The organism is Rhizobium croatiense, assembly GCF_019793465.1.
GTDB classification, from domain to species: domain Bacteria; phylum Pseudomonadota; class Alphaproteobacteria; order Rhizobiales; family Rhizobiaceae; genus Rhizobium; species Rhizobium croatiense.
This window is the reverse complement of record NZ_JAILYJ010000010.1, coordinates 16654-33089: the sequence shown is the minus strand read 5'-3', so window position 1 is coordinate 33089 and position 16436 is coordinate 16654. Positions and strand designations below refer to the sequence as shown.

The following is a 16436-nucleotide window of genomic DNA, read 5'->3' as shown; positions in this document are numbered from 1 at the left end:
CGAACTTGCGGTCGATCCAAGCGAACTGAAGTCAGTCTTCCCGGCGAGGGATGCGGCGGCTCCTGCCGGCATACGCCCCGGCTCAAGGTTGCCCCTGTCACGTGGTTTTGCTATTTCCCCTCGCCAAGGATCAGGGGCGAGGGGCAGCCTGTTGCCGGAGAAGCCATGCTGGACGACGTCTTTCGCATTCCAACCAGGGCCCTGATCCGCCAGGGTGGGCGGGCCTGCTTTTTTCGTCTCGTCAATACGAGCCCCTTATTGATCCAGGTGCAATCGGGAACGAAGATCGTCATGGCGGATGACAAGGCTTTGCGCCTTGAGGCGGGCGCTTATGCCCTGCTGCCCGACTATCGGCCGTTGACGATGGAGAACATTCCAAAGGCGCCGCAGAAGTATCAGACCCTGGCGCTGCCTGTTCCAAGACAGCTGTTCGAGGATGCCTATATCGCCATGGGTTCGATCGCCGTCCCCGCGCGGACGCTCCCTGCAAGTACCTCGAACCTGCCGGAGGAAGCGGCGGCATTGTTTGCCTATTGCTGTCAGCCCGGCAATCTGACGAGGCTTCCCGGCGCCATTGCCAAGGCGCGTTTGATGGAGCTGATCACCTGGTTTGCGCTCTGCGGCGCGGTGCTCGGCCGATGCGAAAGTCCTCGGCTCGAGGACCGGCTGAGGCAGATGATTGAAAGTGATACGGCCTTTGATTGGACGGTGGGGCACGCGGCGCGCGCCTTCAACATGAGCGAAGCGACGCTCCGGCGTAAGCTCGCCGCCGAAAAGACAAGTTTCAGCGAGATATTGAGCGACACAAGGATGAATCGCGCCCTCGCCCTCATCCAAACCACAACCCTGCCGATGGCACAGGTGGCGCTCGAAGTCGGTTACGATTCGCCGTCGCAATTTTCGGCGCGCTTCAAAGAGCGGTTCGGCGTCAATCCGCGCCATGTGCGGGGCGGAACTGAGCGTTTTGAGCGGATCGGGGCAGAAGTTGAGCATAGCGGGGCAGATGCGCTGCCGTGACAACGGTAGTTTTCCCGCATCATCAACGCAGGAAAACAACATGCGTCTTATAACAGCAGCACTTCTGGCCGCGTCCGTCTTTGGCGCCACGGCCGCCCAAGCCGAAATGAAGCTCACTTCGAAAGACCTGACATCAGGCAAGACCATGGCCGATGCGCAGGTCTTCAACAGCTTCGGCTGCACGGGCAAGAACATCTCGCCGGAACTCACCTGGTCGGGTGCTCCAGAGGGAACCAAGAGCTTCGCCGTCATGGTCTACGACCCGGATGCTCCGACCGGTTCGGGCTGGTGGCATTGGTCGGTGTTCAACATTCCGGCAGACGCCTCAAAGATTGCGACCGGGGCCAGCGGTGACAAAAAGCTTCCGGCAGGGGCCGTGGAAGGCCGTACGGATTTCGGTACATCAGGCTATGGCGGCGCATGCCCGCCGGTCGGCGATGCGCCGCACCATTACCAGTTCACGGTCTACGCGCTCTCGGTCGACAAGCTGCCGCTTCCCGATACGGCGCCGGGCGCGATGGTCGGCTACTATGTCCGGGCGAATACGCTCGACAAGGCCTCGCTTGAAGTCACCTACGGCCGCTGACGCCGTCGTCACAGCCATTCTCCCTACCGAGCGCGGCCGGCCGAGGAAACCTTGGCCGGCTGCTGGGATTTGGGAAATCAAGCAGGAACGTAGACCAGCCGGATCACATCCTCGCCAATCCGGTCATTGGCCATAAGGCGGAGCGGCGGTCGGGGTCCGGCGAAATATGGCCTGCCGTGACCGAGCACGACGGGGTGCAGATAGATGACATATTCATCGATCAGGCCAAGATCGGTCAGGCTTCGCGCCAAATCCGGGCCGGCGACTTCGATCTCTCCGTCGCGTTCGGCCTTCAGCTTACGGATCGCGCCCTCGAGATCGCCGTCAACAAGGCTGGCGTTTGGACCGACCGATTTCAACGAGCGCGAGGCGACCCATTTCGGCTGGTTCCGCCAGGCGGCCGCGAAGGCGCGTCTGTCCGCGTCCCATTCAGGATGGTCGTCATCCCAGTAACGCATGATCTCGTACATATGGCGACCGTACACACTGCCCGCCTGCCGCTGCGTCGCTTCGATGAAGTGACGGAAGAGTATCGGATCTGGCGCAAACGCGGTATGATCGACGTAGCCGTCCAGCGATTGGTTCATTCCGAACACGAGCTTGGCCATGCTCACTCCTTTCCTTCAAGGGTCCATCCGCATGAGGTCAGATTGCGTCCGCCCAATCGGTCAGAAGTTAGATCGACTGATTGTAATTTGCAATTGGTTTTTCGGAGGCGAACCACTTGGCTGCGCGTTGTGTGACGCGCCTATCGTGATGCAAAGCGCTTCTTTGCCGTATCGGTGAACGGCATGAACAGCGCGACAAGCGTGCCTTCCGGATCTCGGAACTGCACCGACCGGTTGCCCCACGGCATCAGCTTAGGCTCATGAACAAGGTCGACTTTATCCTTCAGCCGGGCATATTCGGCTGCGTCGCCGCTGGGAACGATGGCGCGAGGAGCACCGCTCCCGGTCCGACCACTGATCACCGGGCGGCGGCAATAATCGCGAAAACGACGCTATTGCCGCCTTGTATTCCTCATTCCCACTCGATCGTGCCGGGTGGCTTCGAGGTGACGTCATAGACCACGCGGTTGATGCCGCGCACCTCGTTGATGATGCGAGTGGCGGCGCGGCCGAGGAATTCCATGTCGTAATGGTAGAAATCGGCGGTCATGCCGTCGACCGAAGTGACGGCGCGCAACGCGCAGACGAATTCATAGGTGCGCCCGTCGCCCATGACGCCGACGGTCTGGACGGGAAGCAGCACGGCGAAGGCCTGCCAGATGGCGTCGTAGAGGCCGGCCTTGCGGATTTCGTCGAGATAGATCGCGTCGGCCTCGCGCAGGATCTCCAGCTTTTCGCGGCTGATGCCGCCGGGGCAGCGGATCGCAAGGCCGGGGCCTGGGAAGGGGTGGCGGCCGATGAAGCTGTCGGGCAGGCCGAGTTCGCGGCCGAGCGCGCGCACCTCGTCCTTGAAGAGTTCGCGCAGCGGCTCGACGAGCTGCATCTTCATGCGCTCCGGCAGGCCGCCGACATTGTGGTGCGATTTGATCGTCACCGACGGGCCGCCGGTGAAGGAAACGCTCTCGATCACGTCGGGATAGAGCGTGCCCTGGCCCAGGAAATCGGCGCCGCCGAGTTTCTTCGCCTCTTCCTCGAAGGTTTCGATGAACAGCCGGCCGATGATCTTGCGCTTGGTTTCCGGGTCGCTGACGCCTTCGAGCTCGCCGATGAAGCGGTCGGAGGCGTCGACGTGCAGCAGATGCAGATTGTAGTGTTCGCGGAACATGGCGACGACGTTTGCCGCCTCGTCCTTGCGCATCAGCCCGTGGTCGACGAGGATGCAGGTTAGCTGGTCGCCGACCGCCTCGTGAATCAGCAGTGCTGCGACCGAACTGTCGACGCCGCCGGAAAGGGCGCAGATGACGCGCTTGTCGCCCACCTGCTTGCGGATCTCGTCGACCGCCTTTTGGCGATAGGCCGACATCGACCAGTCGCCCTTGATGCCGGCGATGTTGTGAATGAAGTTGCCGATCAGCTTGGCGCCGTCGGGCGTGTGCACGACCTCGGGGTGGAACTGCACGCCGTAATATTTGCGCTTCTCGTCGGCGATGAAGGCATAGGGCGCGTTGGAGGAGGTGGCGACCACCTCGAAACCATCGGGCAGCGCCGTGACGCGATCGCCGTGGCTCATCCAGACCTGATGGCGCGAGCCGGAGGACCAGAGGCCCTCGAACAGCTGGCAGTCCTTGTCGACATCGAGGAAGGCGCGGCCGAATTCGCGGTGATGGCCGCTTTCGACCTTGCCGCCGAGCTGCATGCACATCGTCTGCTGGCCGTAGCAGATGCCGAAGACCGGCAGGCCGCTGTCGAAGATGATCTGGGGCGCCCGCGGCGATCCCTCGTCCACCGTCGATGCCGGGCTGCCGGACAGGATCACGGCTTTTGGCTGAAGGCGCTTGAAGCCCTCTTCGGCCGATTGGAAGGGAACGATTTCGCAATAGACGCCGGCCTCGCGCACGCGTCGTGCGATGAGCTGGGTCACCTGGCTGCCGAAATCGACGATGAGAACGGAGTCGGGATGTGCTGTCTGGGCCATGTCGAGGCTTTAATGAAAAGCGCTTCGCCTGGCAATCGGGGAAATCGGCGGCATCGGGTTTTTATTGTTCCGATTGTCCCCGCGTCCGATAAGACGCGCAGCACTTGCCCGCTTAGAACCAGAAAACCCCGTCTTCCAGCGCCGTGAACAGGCTGTCGACGCCGTAGGAGAGCTTGCGGTCGACGATATGCAGATATTCGGTCCAGCCGGAGATGTGCTGCAGCTCGACGGCGCCGTCGGAAATGCCGCGCAGGCCGATCAGCGGCAGCTTGTAGCCCTGGCAGGCGCGCAGCACCGCATAGGTCTCCATATCGACCATGTCGGCGTCAATGTCGGTATAGGCAGCACCCGAGATGACATTGCCGCCCGTGGAAAGGCTCGCTTCGGCAATGCCCGGAATGCGCAGCGGCAGCTCGAGCGTCGCCGGCAGGTCGAGGAAGGGCGTCCTGCCCTTTTCGAAGCCGAGCGGCGAGGCGTCCATGTCGCGGTAGGAAACTGAGGTTACCTGATAAATTTCAGTCTGTTCCAGTTTCGCCGAGCCGGCCGAGCCGAGGGAAACGACGAGATCCGGCAGCTCGTCGGCCGCATCGAGCCGCGCCAGCGTCTTGGTCAGCGCGACCGCCGCCTCGACCGGACCGACGCCGGTCATCAAGGGTTCGATGCGCGAGCGCAGGAAGGGGCCGTATTCGGCCTCTGCCGCCATGACGAACAGCATGGATTTTCCCGCGACCGATTTCAGTTCGAACTTCATCCTGTAATTCCTTCTCTGCCGCGGATCACCATCATCGTTCCGGTCATGGAGGCGATGAGTTTCGCCGGGCCGTCGCTGATCGCGTAGCCTCGCCCGTCGGCGACGATGATGGTGGAGCCCGGCTTGGTGATTTCGCCGCGAAACAGGAAGCGCTCGCCGCGTCCCGGCGACATGAGATTGACCTTGAACTCGATCGTCAGGATCGAGGCTTCCGGGTCGATCACGCTGTAGGCGGCAAAGCCACAGGCCGAATCGAGCGCGGCGGAAATGATGCCAGCATGCAGGATGCCGTGCTGCTGCGTCAGTTTAATGTCGAAGGGAAGCTCGATTTCGACGACGCCGTGCTCGACGCGCGTCAACTCCGCGCCGATCGTCTGCATCGCCGCCTGGCGCGCAAAGTTGCGGCGGATTCGCGCGCGGAAATCGCCCCTGTCAGTCTCGCTCATTGCTACCCCTCTCGAAGCCGGGAAAGTGGCATGGCGGGCCGGATTCGACAAGCTGGACATTGCTGAAATCGATCCGGACGGCGATGGAAACGTCAAGGCGTGTCGCCAGCGCAACCTTTCGCCGTGCTATTGCCCCGCATGCCCTGCGAAGACGATTGCAGCTTCGCGCTGAGCGGGTATTCTCCGGCATCCTATCTCGAAATGAGGGAGCGCCGGCGCCATGACGACGATATCGCAATCGGTTCGGAATTTCGAGACCTGGCTGGCCGGCGAGCTCGGGGGCGATCTCGTCAAGGACGATCTTAAGGAAAAGCACGGGAGGATGCGGAGCGACGATTTCGGCTTCCTGCGCGCCACCTATTGGCGCTGGTGCGAGGTCATCCTCGATATCTGCCCGGAGCTCGGCCGGGCCCCCGAAGTGCTGGCGATCGGCGATATGCATCTGGAGAATTTCGGCACCTGGCGCGATAGCGAGGGCAGGCTCGTCTGGGGCGTCAATGATTTCGACGATGCGGCGGTTATGCCCTATGCGCTGGATCTCGTTCGCCTTGCGGCAAGCGCCATCCTGGCGGGCAACGGCAACGGTCCCTCGGTTCGGATGATCGGCGAGCTGATCCTCGGCGGTTATCGCAGAGGCCTTGAAAATCCGCTGCCGGTCATCCTCGAACGCGATCACAAATGGCTGCGCAAGGCGCTGATGCTGCCGAATTCCGAACGCCGGGAATTCTGGGAAAAATACGAAATGCTGCCTGCGGGCAAGAAGAAGGCGCCGTCAGCCTATACCGAGGCGCTTGCGGGTGCATTGCCGCCCGGGGCAGGCTCCTTCACGGCCAAGCCGCGCAACGCCGGTACCGGCAGCCTCGGTCGCCCGCGTTTCGTCGCCTATGCCGAATGGCAGGGCGGGCCGGTCTTGCGCGAGGCGAAGGCGCTGGTGCCGTCGGCCTGGTCGCTTCACCACAGGCCGCTTGATGTGGCGATCCGTGCGGGCGAAATCGCCGCCGGGCGGGCGCGCTCGGCCGATCCTCATTATCGCGTCTGCGGGCGCATCCTCGTGCGCCGGCTTTCGCCAAACAGCCGCAAGATCGAGATCGACAAGCATGCGGAGATCCTGCTTTCGCCGACAATCCTCGACTTGATGGGCTTCGAGATCGCCAATTGCCATTCCGATGATGCGGCGGCGGTCGCAGCGATCCTGCAGGATTTGCAGGCCCGGGGACCTGAATGGCTGCATGAGGCGGCGCGGGCCGCGGCATCGAGCGTCAGCGCCGAGCAGAAGGCCTATGCGCGCACCCGCTGAGAGACCCGGACGATGTGCTGATCCCAGGCGACATCGCTGCGCCTCGAAAGGAAATCGCCGTCATAGGAGGAGACGGCAAAGCCATCTCTTGCTGGCGCGATGCCGGCGGCCTCTGGAACGGCGGTCTCGACCAGCACCTTGCCCGTTTTTGCGTCGATGGTCACCGAGGCGCCGCCCTTCGGCGAGGTGATGCCGACGAGACCTTCGCTGCGGTTGACGGCGATCGCCCCGACATAGTTGGCAAGCCTGCGCGTCGTCTCCTCCGGCAGCGCGACGAAGGAAAGATCCTCCCCCTTGGCGAAATGGCCGACGAGCGGCGGCAATTCCTTGCGGTGGCCTTCGTACTGGCAGGCGAACCAGATGCGGCCGTCGCCGTCGAGGTCGACATGGCGGGTCGACAGCTGCGACCATTCGGCCGGCAGCACGTGTTTTTCGATCAACGCGCCGGTTGCCGCATCGATCAGCGCCAGCGACGGCTGCATCGCCTCGAGATTGAGCTTGGCGCGGCCGAAATCCGGATGCGTCTCGATGCCGCCATTGGCGACGATGAGAAGGCGGCCGTCATCGGAAACCGTCATATCGTGCGGACCGATGCCATAGGTCTCGTATTCGCCGATGCGGGTGAAGCGATCGGTTGCGTCGTAGAGACCGATCATGCCGCGATTGCCGTCGAAATCATTCTCGCTGGCATAGAGGATCCGGCCATCGGGCGAGAAGGCGCCGTGCCCGTAGAAATGGCGGTCTTCGCGGGAATTGATGACGATCGGCTCGCCCTTATCTCGTGGATCGAAGATCATCGCATAGGTGCCCGGCCGGCGCGCAAAGGCGACGGTCTTCCCGGTGACGGCGCTGAAGGCCATGCCGTGGGCGCGGGCGGGAAGCGCCACCTGATCGATGATCTCGCCGCGCTCCGTCACGGTCGCGATGGCAAAGGAACTGTTTGCCGTGCGAATGCCCGAGGCATACACCGCATCGGCCCGTTCGAGCGCCATCAGCGACCTTGGCGCCAAGCTCGCCAGGAAGCCTATTCCTGCCGCCTTGACGAAACTGCGTCGGTTGATCGGGGCGCTTTGCATCATCGCATCAGTCTCCGTCGGAAAAGGAAAAGCCGGCCGAAAGGCCGATGGCCGCGCCATATTCGTCGCTGATCCGGGTGATCAGATCACGGCTTTCGGCCAAAAGCGTGTCGAGCTTGGCCTTCTCGGCATCGCTGACGGCGGCGTCGATGTCGGGATTGAGCTTCGGCACGCTGTCGAGCAGTGATTTGAAGTCCTCGTCGATCGAGGCGGCGATCGCCTTTTTGTCCGGCGGCAGGAGTTCGGCCATGCCGGCCTTCTGCCACAACGTGCGCAGGCCGTCGATATTGGCCGCCATCGATTTCCAGGTGTTCTTGGAGCGCCAGTAGATCGCCATGCGCGGCCGCGGCGAGGTGTCCTTGCCTTTGTAGAACTGCTCCAGCCGCTGATCGCGGACGTTCTCCGCGCCGTGGACGAGAATGCCGAGCAGCGCGGTCACCGCCTCCTTGTTGTCCATGAAATCATTGCTCTGCGGGCCGGGATGTTTCCAGCTCGCCTGCACCCCGTCCGGCTTTTCCCAGGCGGCGACGACTTCGCCGGCCTCGCGCTGGATATTGCCGGCGACGGCGGCCCCGTATAGGCAGCGGAAGCCGCCCTTCTGCCCGACGAGATTTTCCGAGCCATTGCCGTAGAGCACGTATTCCAGCGCCGTCAGGCCCTGCAGCGCCACGCTCTTGCCGGCGATCGCATCGACCGTCGCGTCCTTCGGATCGGCCTTGGCGATCAGCGCCTGCACCTGCTTCAGGCCGACGCCCTTGCGGTCGGGATAAAACAGGATGTGCTCGAAGAGATTGTCCTGGATCACGGGTCCGGTCTGGACGATCTCGATGATCGACCAATAGCGGATCGTATCGTCGAAGGCCGATTTCGCCTTGTCGAGCGTCTGCTGCGTGCCGCCGTCGCAGAGATCCTTCATCGCCGTCGTCAGCCGGGCGGCCGATTGCTGCATGTTGCGATAGCCCGGCCGGATCACCTCGTCGACAGCGCGCTGCATGACGGCGGGAACGGCATCCTCGTTCAGCCCTGCCAGAGGAGCGGCGGTCTGGGCGGCGGCCGAAGTGGCAAGGCCGATCAGAGTGAGGCAGAGCAGGGGGTGCCAAAGGCGCATCAAAGTGACTCCAGGAATGTAATCAGGGCCGCTCTGTCGTCTCTCGACAGAGCGGAGAAAGCATTGCGGGCCTTTTCAGCTTCGCCGCCGTGCCAGAGGATCGCCTCGGTGAGATCCCGCGCGCGGCCGTCATGCAGGAAAAAGCTGTGTCCGCTGACAGTCCGGGTCAGTCCTATACCCCATAGCGGTGGCGTGCGCCATTCACGTCCGCTTGCAAGGCCGACCTGCTGCCCGTCGGCAAGCCCCTCGCCCATATCGTGCAGAAGAAAGTCGGAATAGGGCCAGATCAGTTGGAAGGACTGTGCCTTGTCGGGCGAATCCCGGCGGGTGACGAATTTCGGCACATGGCAGGAAATGCAGCCGCTTTCGTAGAAAATCCGTTTGCCCTTCAGTGTCTCGGCGAAGCTCGCCTTGCGGCGCGCCGGAACGGCAAGATTTTCGGAATAGAAGGTCACGAAGTCGAGAATAGGGCCCGGCGCTTCTTCCGCGCCCAGCCGTTTCTGCACGCCGGTCGGCTTTTCGAGGCATTTCTCCTCCGCCTTGGTGCAATCGCCATGCGCGTCCGGGTGGTCGGGCGTGGAGATGCCGATATCGTTGGCGAAGGCGTCGGCATTCTGGTCGCGCACCGTGGCGTTCTGCGCCTTCCAGCCGAACCGGCCGAGCGCGATCTCGCCGCTGCGATGATGGCGGACGATCGCCGCCTTGCCGGAGATGCCGTCGCCATCGGCATCGTCAGGGTCGGCATGGGCAAGGAGATCGGCCTCGGGGATCGCCTCGATCAGCCCGAGGCCGATCATGGCGGGGGCGGCGCGCGCCGAGATCGTCGTCGCAGCATCGAGCGGTCCATAGGCCAGGTCGGTCGCCGCATAATGCGGCCGGCGCAGCGACACGGTTTCGCCGTCACCAAGCGTTACCGTCTCCTCATCATAGTGGATCGCCATCCGGCCTTCGGCGGCAAGGCCGGGAACGGCAAGATCCTGCAGCTGATGGCCATAGATCGGATCGGGGAAGTTGAGGATGTGAGCGCCCGCGATCGCCTTTTCCTCTTCCGGCGTCCTGGCTGCGCGGGAAAGCCGCAAGAACATGGACACGGCGCTCGGACCGCCCTCCGGCGGTTTGCCGCGGCCGTCATTGACATGGCAGCTCATGCAGGAGCGAGCGTTGAAGAGCGGCCCGAGGCCATCGGAGGCCTGCGTCGAGGAGGGCGAGGAAACCCAGAGCTTGCGGAAGAGCGCATTGCCGAGCTTGAAATTCTGCTCTTCCTCGAAGGGGATATTGGCCGAAATATGCGAGAAGCTGTCTTCGTTGACGGGCTCGATCGAGGTCGCGCCACCCGCCTGCATCGCCTCATATTGTTCGGCCTTGGAAAAATCCCTGGTCGGCCGAGTGACGTCGGCGACGCGTTTCAGGTCGGCTTCGGAGAGGTCGGTGCGTTTCGCCGGCAGGTCGAAACCGGCGGCAAGAGCCACAGGCGCGCCTGCAAGCGCGGCGAAGGCAGCGATGCGGAGGGAGATGCGGAGTTTCGAGAAGAGGCGACTTTTCCGAGTGGCAAGCTCGACGGTGCTGGCGCGAGCTTCCTTTTCCACTCCCTCATTCCTGTGCTCGTCACAGGAATCCAGTGCGCCCAAGTCCTTGGGCGCGGAAGACTCCCCTTTGAGCAAGTCATTCACGACGCGGACGCGCCGTGGCTGGATTCCTGAGGGCACAGGAATGAGGGAGGCGATAAAGGGCATTTCAGAGTTCGGACCGCCTCAAAAGCCGAAGCGGCCCGCCTTTTTGCTTATTTGAAGACGGCGTTAGGATTATCCAAGCTGTCGGAACCTTCAAGCTGAACCGTGCCGAGATCGAGTGCGGCAATAACGCGCTGGATCGACTTCGTCTGGTCGATCAGGCCGTCGATGGCGGCCTGGACAACGGCGTTGCCTTCCTTGTTGCCCTCACCGATCATCTGGTCGTACTTCTCGACCGTCTCACCGCGCTTGGCCATGGCGTTCATCGCATCGAGCGTCTTGTTGAGCTTGCCTTCCATCTCGGCATCGAGCGCTTTGTCCTTGGCGGCGACAAGGTCGTGCAGCGAGGGGCCCTTGAGCTTGGTGCCGTCGACGCGGGTATAGTTGCCAGTATAGGCAGCGGCGATGCCGATCGCGTCGTTGAGATGCGAGTTGTAGGTATTGTCGGAGAAGCAATCATGCTCTTCCTCAGGATCGTGTAGCAGCAGGCCGAGCTTCATGCGCTCGCCGGCAAGCTCGCCGTAGGAGAGCGAACCCATGCCCGTCAGGATCGCGACGAGTCCGGCCTTCGGATCGGCTTCGACGTTCTTCGTCGCAGCCCCGTCCGGCTTCCAGTTGTCGGTCATTTCCTGCAGGTAGGAAACCAGCAGCGTAGAGGCGGATTTCAGATACTCGGCGCGGCGGTCGCAATTGCCATGCGTGCAGTTCTTCAGGTCGTAATCGGTGGCCGGGCGGTTGCCGGCGCCCGGTCCCGTGCCGTTCAGATCCTGGCCCCAGAGCAGGAATTCGATGGCGTGGTAGCCGGTGGCGACATTGGCTTCGATGCCGCCGGCCTCGGCAAGCGTGCCGGAGAGGAATTCCGGCGTCAGCTTCGAGGCGTCCACATCCTTGCCGTCGATCTTGATCGTCTTGTTGGCGACGACATTGGCCACATAGAGGGAGTTTTCGTCGCTCTCGGTGCCGTAGGAGGGATCGACATAGTCGATCAGGCCTTCATCGAGCGGCCACGCGTTGACCTTGCCTTCCCACTCGTCGACAACAGGATTGCCGAAGCGATAGACTTCCGTCTGCTGGTAGGGGACGCGGGCCTTGATCCAGGCCTCCCGGGCCGCCTTGAGCGTCGCATCGTTCGGCGCCTTCAGAAAGGCGTCGATCGCGGCATCGAGCGCCTTCGCCGTCGTCAGCGAGTCTTCGTATTTCGCATGCGCCACGTCGGCATAATGTTTCACCACGGCCGCCGCATCGGTCGCGGCATGCGCGGGAAGGGCGAGCAAGGCTGCGGGGGCGATCGCCAGCACGGCTGCGCGAAGTTTGTTGAGCTTCATGATCCTCTCCTGTGACGGATCTTCCGTCGAGCGCATCGGCCCGAAATCGTAATCGATTTCGGAAAGCACGATGCGTCAATCCAAAAATGTTACAGCGTCCTTTGCGCGTCTGATAAGACGCGCGGCGCTGTAATCGGCTCCGTCTCTTCGCGCAAAAGTAAACTGGTGTCAAACGCTCTAGTTTGGAATGATTTTAAGATAAGCGATTGCTGCAAAATCGGCTTTTTGCAGCATGTTTGCCTGAAAAGCAGCCTGTGTACGGGAGCGGCCGCGTCAGCCCTTCCGCTGCATGCGGGAGAAGAAGAAGCCGTCCGTGTCGGTGGAAGCAGGCGTCAGCGTCACCGTCAAGCCGTCGGAGGAATGCGGCCGCGGCGCATCTCTTCCAAAGAGCGCGTCCCAGGCGGGCAAGGCGCCGACAATCTGAAAATCGGGATTGTCAGCCGCGAAGCGGCGCACTTGTTCCTCGTTTTCCTGAGGTAGAACCGAGCAGGTGACATAGATCAGCTCGCCGCCCGGCTTGACGAAGCCGCTCGCCTGCGCCAGCGCGTCCTGTTGCTGGGCGGTGCGCTCGTCGAGGTTCTTCGCCGTCAGCCGCCACTTCGTATCGGGGCGGCGGCGCCATGTGCCGGTGCCGGTGCAGGGCGCGTCGACCAGCACCTTGTCGCAGCGCCCGGCAAGGCCGGAAAGGCCCCTGGGGTCATCGTGCACCTGGACATTGCGCGTGCCCGCCCGCTTCAGCCGTTCGATGATCGGCGCCAGCCGTTTGCGGTCGGCGTCGTAGGCGTGAACCTGTCCCTTGTTCTGCATGGCGGCCGCCATGGCGAGCGTCTTGCCGCCGCCGCCAGCACAATAGTCGAGAATCTGTTCGCCGTCCTTGGCGAGCACCAGATCGGCGACGATCTGCGAACCCTCGTCCTGAACTTCGAACCAGCCTTTCTGGAACGAAAGCTCGGCTGTCACGTTGGGAAGCCGCGAGGCGCCTTCGCCGGCGGCAATCCGGATGCCGTAGCGGGCGATCTTCGCAGCATGTGCCCCGGCGCGTTCGAGCGCCTTGACGGCCTTGTCGCGGGAGGCCTTCAGGATATTGGCGCGCAGATCGAGTGTCGGGCGCGCCGCGAGCGCCTGCGCCTCGGCAAGCCAGCCGGCGCCGAAGGCCCGTTCGAAGGAGGGTTGGATCCATTCGGGAATATCGCCGCGAATATGCGGCGGCGCATCGTCGAGCGAGCGGCTTGCGAAGGCGGCGACGGCGTCTGCCGAAAGCGGCGGCGGTGCAAACTTATCGTCGGCCAGTTCGGCGGCGAGACGATCGGGGGTGAAGCCCCATTGGCGGAACATGACGGCATGGGCGATGGCTGCAGCGCTGTCGTCATCCATCAGCCAGGCATGGGAAAGCAGCATGCGCAAGGCGTCGTAGACGATGTTGCCGATCGCCGCACGATCGCCGGAACCGGCAAAGCGGTGCGCGAGGCCCCAGTCCTTGAGCGCGTCGGCGACTGGCCGCTTGCGGGCGTCGATATCCGCGAGCACAGAAATCGCCCCTTCGAGGCGGCCGCCCAGACGCATTCACATATCTCCTGTTGCCATGACGTGTGAACGATCCGCGCACAGGCCGGGCGGATTGTTGACAAGTTTCAACCGCGTGGTAACCGCGATTGGCGGCAAGAGCAAGCGCCGGTCAGGGCGCAGCCGGTTGTACGGCGCTGTCAGCCCCAGCTGATCACTTCGGGTGTCAGCCTCAGCTGATCACCTGGTAGCAGACCTTCGCGGTGCCCGAGCTCACCATGCCGATATTCTGGGCGGCGGCGCGCGACAGATCGAGGACGCGTCCACGAATGAACGGCCCGCGATCATTGATGCGGACGACGACGGTGCGGCCATTGTTGCGGTTGGTGACCTTCACCTTGGTGCCGAACGCGAGCGAACGATGTGCGGCAGTCAAGATGGCGGGGTTCATACGTTCCCCGGAAGCAGTTTTGGAGCGAAGCGCGTACCATGAAGCACCGCCGCAGCCATTGCCAGCAAAACTCTCCGCCGGAAGCAGGCAAGAGCAGGCTGCGATAGTTACGGCAGCGATAATAGAACGACGTATGTTCTTCAAAACAGAGTATCCCTCAACTATTGAACTCACGCCCTTGCAGGCGGCGGGGCTTAAATCTGTTAAAAAGTGGCGAAAAAGTGCCGCCTGAGTTCACGGAATGTTACAGACCGTAACATTTGTGAGCTCATTGATATAATGACGGAAATCGATGGCGGCCGTCATGTGTGGAAAAAACATAATGAAATCAGTTAAAATCCGAATGAATTTTCCGGAGCAGCGGTCGCCGTCCCGCCGTTCACAAAAATCGCGAAAATTTTTTTCTGACTTTGCCATATTTACTGCCACATTTGGGCAAATTCAAAGGCCGTTAACCATAATATAGGGCGAAATTTTCCCGTGCGCTGGCGGAAAGTAGGAATTTCCTACTCCTTTTGGGTGAGTGCACGCACCGCCGGCGCTAGCCGCGCCAGTGTCCGTTCTGCCACAATTGCGCAAGCGACATCGGATAGGCCGGGAAGGAAAATGCGAAGCCGGCCGCCTTCAGTTTCGCGTTCGAAACACGTTTGTTCTCGCCATAGAAGGTACGTGCCATCGGCGTCAGTTCTGCGGTCTCAAATGCCTGCTCCGGCGGCGGTTCGACGCCCATCAGCCGCGCTGCCTCGACGATCACGTCTTGCGGCGGGCCGGGCCGGTCGTCGGTGAGATTATAGATGCCGCCGAGACCGCGTTCCGACAGGAAGCGGGTCGCTGCACCGATATCTTCGACGCGGATGCGGTTGAAAACCTGGTCCTTCTTGATCAGGCGCCGCGCCGTGCCCTTGTCCAGATTGCAGAAGGCGTTGCGCCCAGGCCCGTAAATGCCGGAAAGACGCAGCACCGCCGCCGGCACACCGCGCTCCCGGCCCATCGCCAGCCAGCCCTGTTCGGCCTCGAGCCGCTCCTTCGACCGCCCGGAAACCGGCACGCAGGGCGTTTCCTCGCTCACCCACGCGCCCTTGTGATCGCCATAGACGCCGACGGTGGAGAGATAGCCGATCCATTCGAGCCGGGGCAGAAGACGGGCGCTGTCTTCGCCCAACAGTCGCAGCAGCGGGTCGGCCTTTCCGGGCGCGATCGACTGCACGAGATGGGTGACGCTCTCCAGCGCGCGGCGCAAGTCCTCGTCCATGGTCTCGCCGTCGAACAGGAACGCGTCGATGCCGTTGGCTCCCAGCGCCTCGACCTTGTCGGCCGAACGCGTGGTGCCGGACACGCGCACTTTTTCGCCCGCAAAGGCCTTTGCGATCGCCGCGCCGGAATAGCCGCAGCCAAAGATCATCACATGCATCGGTCCACTCCTGCCAGCCGCCATTCGGTCAATACGTCGTCGTCGCTCTCATCGACCCTTTGTGCGGCAAAGGCCGAGAATTCGCCAGCCTCCATCAGCCGGGAAAGTGCCCAGACCGCCATGCCGCGCACCACCGGCGAGGGATCGCCGGCGAGAACGCGGCATTGCGCGATGAGCGCCCTCTCGCCGGAATTGCCGGCGGCGATCAGCACGTTGCGGATGAAGCGGTCGCGGCCGATCCGCTTCACCGGCGAACCGCTGAAGAAGGTGCGGAAGGCGGCATCGTCGAGCGTCAGCAGAAAGCTGATCGACGGTTCCTTAAGATCGTCCCGCGCCTTCAGTTTCATTTCGGAGGCGGAGGCCGCGAACTTGTTCCAGGGACAGGCGGCAAGACAGTCGTCACAGCCATAGATGCGATTGCCGATCAGCGGCCTGAGATCGGGGTCGATCGGCCCCTTGTGCTCGATGGTGAGATAGGAGATGCAGCGCCGCGCATCGATCTGGTAAGGCGCCGGGAAGGCAGCCGTCGGGCAGACATCGAGGCAGGCGCGGCAGGAGCCGCAATGATCGGCCTCCGGCGCGTCGACGGCAAGATCGGCCGTGGTGAACATGCTGCCGAGAAACAGCCAGGACCCATGCGTGCGGCTGACGAGATTGGTATGTTTGCCCTGCCAGCCGAGGCCGGCGGCCGCCGCCAACGGTTTTTCCATAACCGGCGCGGTATCGACGAACACTTTCACGTCGACGCCGGCCCGCGCCGCAAAGCGCGTGGCGATCTCCTTCAGCCGGCCCTTGATGATGTCGTGATAGTCGCGGTTGCGGGCATAGACTGAAATCGCCGCCTTGTCCGGTTTGCCGAGGATGCCGCGCGGATCTTCCTCGGGCGCGTAGTTGAGGCCGAAGACGACGACGGACCGCACCTCGCTCCAGAGCGTCAGCGGATCGCCGCGCCGCTCGCGCGTCTCCGCCATCCACTCCATCGTCCCGTGGCGCCCGGCATCGATGAACTGGCCGAGGCGCTCTTTCGCTTCGGGGATCGCGTCCGGGCGGGTGATGCGGCAGAGATCGAAGCCCTTGGCGGCGGATTCCGCCCGGACGAACTCGGTCAAATTGTCGCGGCGGCGTCGCTCTTTGTCATCATTTTCGGGCATG

The 16436-nt window shown here is 62.8% G+C and carries 15 protein-coding genes and 1 pseudogene; 3 read left to right on the top strand and 13 right to left on the bottom strand.

Annotated elements, in window-relative coordinates:
• The first annotated feature begins 165 nt into the window (after positions 1 to 165).
• Entirely contained in the window at positions 166 to 1017 is an 852-nt protein-coding gene (locus K6M89_RS17145; RefSeq protein ID WP_222140258.1) for a helix-turn-helix domain-containing protein, read from the top strand.
• A 40-nt stretch (positions 1018 to 1057) separates the two neighbouring features.
• Positions 1058 to 1603 carry a YbhB/YbcL family Raf kinase inhibitor-like protein gene (locus tag K6M89_RS17140; RefSeq protein WP_097606780.1) on the top strand — a complete coding sequence of 182 codons (546 nt, stop codon included), beginning with the start codon at positions 1058 to 1060 and terminating at the stop codon, positions 1601 to 1603.
• 77 nt (positions 1604 to 1680) lie between these two features.
• Here the strand turns inward: K6M89_RS17140 and K6M89_RS17135 are convergent, their stop codons facing one another.
• The 5 genes and pseudogenes from K6M89_RS17135 to K6M89_RS17120 form a co-directional block, all read right to left on the bottom strand.
• Positions 1681 to 2211, bottom strand: coding sequence for a dihydrofolate reductase family protein (locus K6M89_RS17135; RefSeq protein WP_222140257.1), 531 nt, complete (start codon positions 2209 to 2211; stop codon positions 1681 to 1683).
• A gap of 140 nt (positions 2212 to 2351) precedes the next feature.
• Positions 2352 to 2513 (bottom strand): annotated as a pseudogene (locus K6M89_RS31100) (VOC family protein); the annotation flags it as partial.
• Between the two features lie 110 nt (positions 2514 to 2623).
• Positions 2624 to 4186 (bottom strand): glutamine-hydrolyzing GMP synthase, encoded by a 1563-nt coding sequence (gene guaA / locus K6M89_RS17130; protein ID WP_222140256.1) that lies wholly within the window; start codon positions 4184 to 4186, stop codon positions 2624 to 2626.
• Between the two features lie 112 nt (positions 4187 to 4298).
• Positions 4299 to 4937, bottom strand: a complete 639-nt coding sequence (locus K6M89_RS17125; RefSeq protein ID WP_222140255.1) for a 5'-methylthioadenosine/S-adenosylhomocysteine nucleosidase — start codon at positions 4935 to 4937, stop codon at positions 4299 to 4301.
• A complete protein-coding gene (locus tag K6M89_RS17120; RefSeq protein WP_010028223.1) occupies positions 4934 to 5383 on the bottom strand; it encodes a PaaI family thioesterase in 450 nt (149 codons plus the stop codon). Before K6M89_RS17120 ends, K6M89_RS17125 begins: the two co-directional genes overlap by 4 nt.
• A gap of 220 nt (positions 5384 to 5603) precedes the next feature.
• Between K6M89_RS17120 and K6M89_RS17115 the strand changes: the two genes are divergently transcribed.
• Entirely contained in the window at positions 5604 to 6680 is a 1077-nt protein-coding gene (locus K6M89_RS17115) for a DUF2252 family protein (protein WP_222140254.1), read from the top strand.
• Here the strand turns inward: K6M89_RS17115 and K6M89_RS17110 are convergent.
• From K6M89_RS17110 to queG, 8 genes are all read right to left on the bottom strand, one after another.
• The gene (locus K6M89_RS17110; RefSeq protein ID WP_222140253.1) at positions 6662 to 7759 is read right to left on the bottom strand and encodes a DUF1513 domain-containing protein; all 1098 of its coding nucleotides are present in this window, start codon (positions 7757 to 7759) and stop codon (positions 6662 to 6664) included. The two genes, K6M89_RS17115 and K6M89_RS17110, sit on opposite strands and share 19 nt — an antisense overlap.
• A 4-nt stretch (positions 7760 to 7763) precedes the next feature.
• Positions 7764 to 8864, bottom strand: coding sequence for an imelysin family protein (locus K6M89_RS17105; RefSeq protein ID WP_222140252.1), 1101 nt, complete (start codon positions 8862 to 8864; stop codon positions 7764 to 7766).
• A complete protein-coding gene (locus tag K6M89_RS17100) occupies positions 8864 to 10597 on the bottom strand; it encodes a di-heme oxidoreductase family protein (RefSeq protein ID WP_222140251.1) in 1734 nt (577 codons plus the stop codon). The genes K6M89_RS17105 and K6M89_RS17100 overlap by 1 nt, the downstream gene beginning before the upstream one ends.
• Before the next feature lie 47 nt (positions 10598 to 10644).
• Positions 10645 to 11919, bottom strand: a complete 1275-nt coding sequence (locus K6M89_RS17095) for an imelysin family protein (protein WP_222140250.1) — start codon at positions 11917 to 11919, stop codon at positions 10645 to 10647.
• 273 nt (positions 11920 to 12192) lie between these two features.
• Positions 12193 to 13482 (bottom strand): RsmB/NOP family class I SAM-dependent RNA methyltransferase, encoded by a 1290-nt coding sequence (locus K6M89_RS17090; protein ID WP_222140249.1) that lies wholly within the window; start codon positions 13480 to 13482, stop codon positions 12193 to 12195.
• A gap of 172 nt (positions 13483 to 13654) precedes the next feature.
• Positions 13655 to 14017, bottom strand: coding sequence for a septal ring lytic transglycosylase RlpA family protein (locus tag K6M89_RS17085; protein WP_097579449.1), 363 nt, complete (start codon positions 14015 to 14017; stop codon positions 13655 to 13657).
• 397 nt (positions 14018 to 14414) lie between these two features.
• Entirely contained in the window at positions 14415 to 15284 is an 870-nt protein-coding gene (locus K6M89_RS17080; RefSeq protein WP_222140248.1) for an SDR family oxidoreductase, read from the bottom strand.
• Entirely contained in the window at positions 15275 to 16435 is a 1161-nt protein-coding gene (gene queG / locus K6M89_RS17075; protein ID WP_222140247.1) for a tRNA epoxyqueuosine(34) reductase QueG, read from the bottom strand. The genes K6M89_RS17080 and queG overlap by 10 nt, the downstream gene beginning before the upstream one ends.
• Between the last annotated feature and the right edge of the window lies 1 nt (position 16436).

Bases quoted from the DNA above. Each gene is read 5' to 3' on its own strand.
- K6M89_RS17145 (WP_222140258.1), top strand. From the start codon at position 166: ATGCTGGACGACGTCTTTCGCATTCCAACCAGGGCCCTGATCCGCCAG.
- K6M89_RS17140 (WP_097606780.1), top strand. From the start codon at position 1,058: ATGCGTCTTATAACAGCAGCACTTCTGGCCGCGTCCGTCTTTGGCGCC.
- K6M89_RS17135 (WP_222140257.1), bottom strand. From the start codon at position 2,211: ATGGCCAAGCTCGTGTTCGGAATGAACCAATCGCTGGACGGCTACGTC.
- guaA (WP_222140256.1), bottom strand. From the start codon at position 4,186: ATGGCCCAGACAGCACATCCCGACTCCGTTCTCATCGTCGATTTCGGC.
- K6M89_RS17125 (WP_222140255.1), bottom strand. From the start codon at position 4,937: ATGAAGTTCGAACTGAAATCGGTCGCGGGAAAATCCATGCTGTTCGTC.
- K6M89_RS17120 (WP_010028223.1), bottom strand. From the start codon at position 5,383: ATGAGCGAGACTGACAGGGGCGATTTCCGCGCGCGAATCCGCCGCAAC.
- K6M89_RS17115 (WP_222140254.1), top strand. From the start codon at position 5,604: ATGACGACGATATCGCAATCGGTTCGGAATTTCGAGACCTGGCTGGCC.
- K6M89_RS17110 (WP_222140253.1), bottom strand. From the start codon at position 7,759: ATGATGCAAAGCGCCCCGATCAACCGACGCAGTTTCGTCAAGGCGGCA.
- K6M89_RS17105 (WP_222140252.1), bottom strand. From the start codon at position 8,864: ATGCGCCTTTGGCACCCCCTGCTCTGCCTCACTCTGATCGGCCTTGCC.
- K6M89_RS17100 (WP_222140251.1), bottom strand. From the start codon at position 10,597: ATGCCCTTTATCGCCTCCCTCATTCCTGTGCCCTCAGGAATCCAGCCA.
- K6M89_RS17095 (WP_222140250.1), bottom strand. From the start codon at position 11,919: ATGAAGCTCAACAAACTTCGCGCAGCCGTGCTGGCGATCGCCCCCGCA.
- K6M89_RS17090 (WP_222140249.1), bottom strand. From the start codon at position 13,482: ATGCGTCTGGGCGGCCGCCTCGAAGGGGCGATTTCTGTGCTCGCGGAT.
- K6M89_RS17080 (WP_222140248.1), bottom strand. From the start codon at position 15,284: ATGCATGTGATGATCTTTGGCTGCGGCTATTCCGGCGCGGCGATCGCA.
- queG (WP_222140247.1), bottom strand. From the start codon at position 16,435: ATGCCCGAAAATGATGACAAAGAGCGACGCCGCCGCGACAATTTGACC.